Here is a 5,464-nt window from a genome sequence, read left to right as displayed (position 1 = left end):
TAAAAATATATTTTGTACAGGAAGGAGAGATTCGTATATGCAGGCAGTTTCACAAAAAAGTGCAGTGGAAACACCGACGATATATCGAATATTATTTGCGATTAGTTTCGGACATTTTTTGAATGATTCGATGCAAGCAGTTGTGCCAGCGTTGTTTCCTATTTTGGAAAAAACGATGAATTTATCCTACATGCAAGTAGGGTGGATAGCGTTCGCGTTAAATATGACGTCATCGATTATGCAGCCGGTTTTTGGTATGTATTCAGATAAGAAGCCGTCACCATTTTTATTACCACTCGGTATGTTTTCGAGCATGCTTGGGATGATTGGGCTCGCGTTTGCCCCGAATTTTATTATTGTTATTATTTCTGTTTTATTTATTGGATTAGGTTCCGCAGTCTTTCATCCAGAAGGTGCTCGGGTTGCTTATATGGCAGCAGGTGCCAAACGTGGTTTAGCACAAGCGATTTATCAAGTGGGAGGGAATACAGGGAATTCGCTAGCACCTATTTTTACAGCGCTCATTTTCGTTCCACTAGGTCAAATTGGTTCTCTAGGTTTTACTGCTTTCGCAGCGGTAGGGATTGTATTGTTACTTTTTGTTTCAAATTGGTATAAAAATGAATTAGCGACTGGTGCTGTAAGAAGGAAAAAGAGGGCTGCACTTGAGGCTGAAAATGCGATTGTAAGTACGCACATTAAATTTGTTATTATACTTCTTGTTTTTCTAACATTCGTGCGTTCTTGGTACGGTGCTGGTATCGGGAATTTCTATCAATTTTATTTAATAGAGCATTACGGTTTATCGATAAAAAATGCACAGTATTTCGTCTTTGCTTTTATGATTGCTGGTGTATTAGGTACTTTCTTTGGTGGTCCGCTAGCGGATCGATTCGGTAAGAAAAAGATCATTGTCTTTTCCATGCTCGGTTCAGCGCCGCTAGCACTATTGTTACCGCACGTTTCTCTTATGTGGGTTGTACCGTTATTTTTATGTATCGGATTTATTAGTTCTAGTAGTTTTAGTGTAATCGTTGTATATGCACAAGAACTTGTTCCAGGTAAAGTTGGAATGGTATCTGGATTAATTGTCGGCCTTGCGTTTGGCCTTGGAGCATTAGGTGCTGTAGTTCTTGGGAAGTTAGCTGATATGTATAGCCTTCAGTTCATTATGCTATTATGTAGTTGTTTACCATTAATTGGACTTACTTCATGGTTACTGCCAAGTGATAAGAAAACGATAGAATAGGGGATGCACTATGAAATTATGTGAAAACGTAACAGAATTAATAGGAGATACACCTGTCGTCCGGTTATCTAAATTTATTCCAGAAGACGCAGCGGATGTGTATGTGAAACTAGAAATATTTAATCCATCACGCAGTGTGAAAGACCGTGCTGCTTATAATTTACTTCACGTTGCGGAGGAGAATGGTCTCATAAAACCAGGAGATACAATTATTGAACCGACGAGCGGGAATACAGGAATTGGTTTAGCGATGAATGCAGCTGCTAAAGGATATAAAGCTATTTTAATTATGCCAGACAATATGTCCAAAGAGCGTATTAATTTATTGAAGGCATACGGCGCAGAAGTAGTTTTAACACCGGCAGAACAAAGAATGCCAGGAGCAATTGCGAAGGCGGTAGAGTTACAAAAAGAAATTCCAAATAGTTTTATTCCGCAGCAATTTGAAAACCCAGCAAATCCGGATGTTCATCGTTATACGACTGCACTTGAAATTTATGAACAAATGGATGGAGAGCTTGATGCATTTGTAGCAACCGCAGGAACAGGTGGAACAATTACAGGGACCGGTGAAACGTTAAAAGAGAAACTACCAAACTTATATATTGCAGTAGTAGAACCGAAAGGATCACCAGTGTTATCTGGTGGTGTTCCAGGCCCTCATAAACTAGTCGGAACAAGTCCTGGTTTTATTCCAAAAAACTTAAATACAGAAGTGTATAACGAAATTATTCAAATTGCAGATGAAGAGGCATTAACTACAATGAGGAACTTAGCAAGACAAGAAGGCTTATTAGTAGGGCCATCTTCAGGAGCTTCTGTTTACGCAGCAATTATGATAGCGAAGCGTCTAGGTGCTGGCAAAAAGGTTTTATGTATTGCACCTGATACAGGGGAACGTTATTTAAGTATGGGGCTATTTGAATAAAAATGATGAAAACACCTTAATAGTAAGGATGAAAATCCTCTATTAAGGTGTTTCTTTTAGAAAAATAGAGAATGGATGAGTGGGGAGAATGACAATGAAACTATTAAAACTGACATACGAATATCGCGAACAAATTATGGAGTATAGGCAGGCATTTTTAAATTCAGGAGAACAACCACACGGTAGTAGTTCTTTACAAAATTTTGCTTCTCTGGATGAATGGTTTGAAAAAGTGAGTATACAAGAAGTAGGAGAAAACTTACCATCTAATCGAGTACCATCTAGTCAATTTTTAAGTTTTGAAAAAGGAGAACTTATAGGTTTTGTGAATATTAGACATCGATTAAATCCAGAATTATTGCTGGAAAGCGGTCATATCGGTTATAGTGTGCATCCTAATGAACGTCGCCAAGGATATGCTACTAAACAACTTCAACTTTCATTGGCTGAAGCGCAAAAATTAGGATTGAAGAAAGTGTTAATAACTTGTGATAAATCTAATATTGGTTCTGCTAAAACGATTCAAAAGGTTGGCGGTGTGTTAGAAAATGAAGTAGTTTCTACTCATACTGGCGAAATTGTTCAGCGTTATTGGATAGAAATATAATTTAGTAGGAATTTGAAAAGGTAATGTAATGCGGAATATTGAAATAGATAAATGAAAAGTAAGGGGAGTACTGCAGTTTTAGGGGGAAATGAAATGGGATTAAAAGAGAAAGCGATAAAAATGTCGGAGATTTATAGGCAAAACCCGAAAGTCGAAGCTATTATTTTAGCAGGATCTGTAGCTAGAAAGTTAGAAGATGAACATTCAGATATTGAATTACATATTTTATGGTCAGCACCGCCAGAGGATGAGGATCGTCAAGGACCTATTAACAATATTGGTGGAACGATTTTGTCATATCATCCTTACGAGGAAGAAGAATGGTCGGAAACATATTTGACGAAAGAAGGAATTAAACTAGAGATTAGTAATTTTTTAACAGTGACAGTAGAAAAGGTTATTTCAGAAGTTATAGAGCAGCATGATATAAATTATGAGAAACAATGTATTGTATCATCGGTTCATGATGGTGTGAGTTTGTATGGAGAAGTGAAAGTACATGCTCTAAAAGATAGAGTTGAAGCATATCCAGAAGAACTGGCGAAAAGGATGATTTCAGAAAACCTTTGGTTAAGCAATCGTTGGCATAATCGAGAGGCTCTTTTGAAACGAAAAGATTGGCTTATGCTTTATGATGTTATTTGTGAAGTACAAAGAAATATATTTGGGGTCTTGTTTGGAATGAACCGAATGTACGTGCATCATCCTGCATTTAAATGGATGCCAGATAATGTGGAACGAATGAGTATTAAACCTGAAAATCTATATGAGCGTATGGCAAATACGCTGATAGGGGAACCGGAGTATAGTGTACAGGAGTTAGAAGTGTTAATCGAAGAGGTATTACATTTAGTAGAACAATATGCTCCAAAATTAAATATTGCTGAACAACAAAAGCATATTCAATATGCGAAGTAAAAAGAAGAGATGTAACAACAAGTTACATCTCTTCTTTTTTATTTAACTAATTTCCCTAGTACAGGTAAACGTTGAATACGATCACCGAGAATATGTGAAGCAAGTCCACTCGTTAGTACGAATAAAAGATAAGCAAATCCTCCTGCTGAGGCGCATATAAACACAATAATCAGTGATTCTACATAAGATTGACCAGGGATAATCCAGCTTATAAATGTTCTTAATGCGATTACAACAGCAGACATTGCCGCGGAGTAAACCGTAATAAGAAATACTGTTTTTGCTGTTTCGCCAATGTTAAATTTCGCAAATTTAACGATGCAGTACAACATAATAATATTTGAAACGAGGTATCCAAGAATTGTTCCAAGCACAGCGCCATGTCCACCGAATAAGTGTAAAAGTGGTGTGTTCAACAGAATTTTAACGAGAATACCGACTGAGAATGCAATCATTGTTTTTCTTTGATAATCAATTCCTTGTAATATAGCTGCTGAAACGGTGAAAATCGCACTTAATATAGCAGACGGTGCAAATGAAATTAAATATTGTGATCCATCAAGTGCAATTTCAGGATTTACATAAACCATGCGGAATGCATCGTAAGCGATACTAGCTAGACCGAATGCTGCTGGGATAGTGAAGAATAATAATACTTGAAATATCTTTGAAATTTGTCCTTGTAATTCATCTAGCTTCCCGCTTGTAAATGATTTCGTAATAGCTGGAATTATCGTTAATGAGAATCCGGTTGCAAGTGAAGCTGGAATCATAATTAACTTTTGGGCATAGTTCGTTATATAAGCGAAAACTGCATTAGCGGTTTCTAAAGGCTCACCCATTGCTCTAAGGACATCAGCAACGGTATATTGATCTACTAACGTATAGAGAGGGATTGCAATGCCTACAAATACAATTGGAATTGCATAACGCAGTAATTCCATATAAATACTTCTTAACGGAATGTTTGATGATCTTGTTTTCAGCTCACCTTCAGGAGGTTTTAATCCATTATATTTTTTCCAGTACATCATTAAAATAGAGACGCTGGCAAGTGCCCCGATAACAGCGCCAAACGTAGCAACTGCAACAGAAGAAGCTACTGAACCTCCTAATAGTTTTGAGACGATAAAACTACCAACTAAAATGAAAACAACGCGCGCGATTTGTTCCACAACTTGAGATACAGCACTAGGTTTCATATGTTGAAAACCTTGGAAATAACCACGTGTAACACTCATAGCTGGTACGATAATAAGCGCGAAGCTTAATGCTCGCATTGTAAGTGTTACGTCGGCGATAAATTGTGGATCTGGCGTTTTCGAGCGAATGATAAATTGTGATATGTACGGTGCTCCAATAAATAAAGTTAAAAATCCTAAAAAGCCCATAAATAACATCAATTTTACGCTCGAGTTATACAATTTTTTACTTGTACTATAATCACCAAGCGCATTATGTTTTGCAACAAATTTTGAGACGGCAATTGGAATACCAGCTGTTGAAAAGCTTAATAAAATACCGTACCAAGAGTATGCATATCCGTATAAAGCGACCCCTTGCGTTCCAACTAATAATTGGAAGGGGAAAAAGTATATAAAACCTAAAATTCGTGAAATCATTGTTGCACCGCTTAATAAAGCAGTACCTTTTAAAACTTTTGAAGTAGACAAAATTCTTTCCTCCTACTCGTGCTGCCTTGCATTTATCGTATACTACTATAAACCTGTTAGAGAAGTTAATACAGTATAAACCATAAATG

5 protein-coding genes are annotated in these 5,464 nt (G+C 36.9%); 4 read left to right on the top strand and 1 reads right to left on the bottom strand.

Features of this window, described 5'->3' with window-relative positions; translation table 11 throughout:
* Window positions 1-37: 37 nt before the first annotated feature.
* The 4 genes from AB3X48_RS17010 (at window position 38) to AB3X48_RS16995 (ending at window position 3,702) form a co-directional block, all read left to right on the top strand.
* On the top strand, window positions 38-1,249 hold the full coding sequence (locus AB3X48_RS17010; RefSeq protein WP_016104494.1) for an MFS transporter: 1,212 nt from the start codon (window positions 38-40) through the stop codon (window positions 1,247-1,249).
* Between the two features lie 10 nt (window positions 1,250-1,259).
* Window positions 1,260-2,177 carry a cysteine synthase A gene (gene cysK / locus AB3X48_RS17005; protein ID WP_016104495.1) on the top strand — a complete coding sequence of 306 codons (918 nt, stop codon included), beginning with the start codon at window positions 1,260-1,262 and terminating at the stop codon, window positions 2,175-2,177.
* 94 nt (window positions 2,178-2,271) lie between these two features.
* The gene (locus AB3X48_RS17000; RefSeq protein WP_016104496.1) at window positions 2,272-2,784 is read left to right on the top strand and encodes a GNAT family N-acetyltransferase; all 513 of its coding nucleotides are present in this window, start codon (window positions 2,272-2,274) and stop codon (window positions 2,782-2,784) included.
* Window positions 2,785-2,877: 93 nt separating this feature from the next.
* Complete coding sequence (locus AB3X48_RS16995; RefSeq protein WP_016104497.1) at window positions 2,878-3,702, top strand: DUF4037 domain-containing protein; 825 nt, start codon at window positions 2,878-2,880, stop codon at window positions 3,700-3,702.
* 38 nt (window positions 3,703-3,740) lie between these two features.
* Here AB3X48_RS16995 and AB3X48_RS16990 read toward each other — a convergent pair whose 3' ends face one another.
* Window positions 3,741-5,375 carry a putative polysaccharide biosynthesis protein gene (locus AB3X48_RS16990; protein WP_016104498.1) on the bottom strand — a complete coding sequence of 545 codons (1,635 nt, stop codon included), beginning with the start codon at window positions 5,373-5,375 and terminating at the stop codon, window positions 3,741-3,743.
* Window positions 5,376-5,464 lie beyond the last annotated feature (89 nt).

This window comes from Bacillus sp. S4 (assembly GCF_040838205.1).
Classification (GTDB): Bacteria; Bacillota; Bacilli; order Bacillales; family Bacillaceae_G; genus Bacillus_A; species Bacillus_A cereus_U.
The sequence above is the reverse complement of the archived record's forward strand: the minus strand, read 5'-3'. Positions and strand labels throughout refer to the sequence as shown.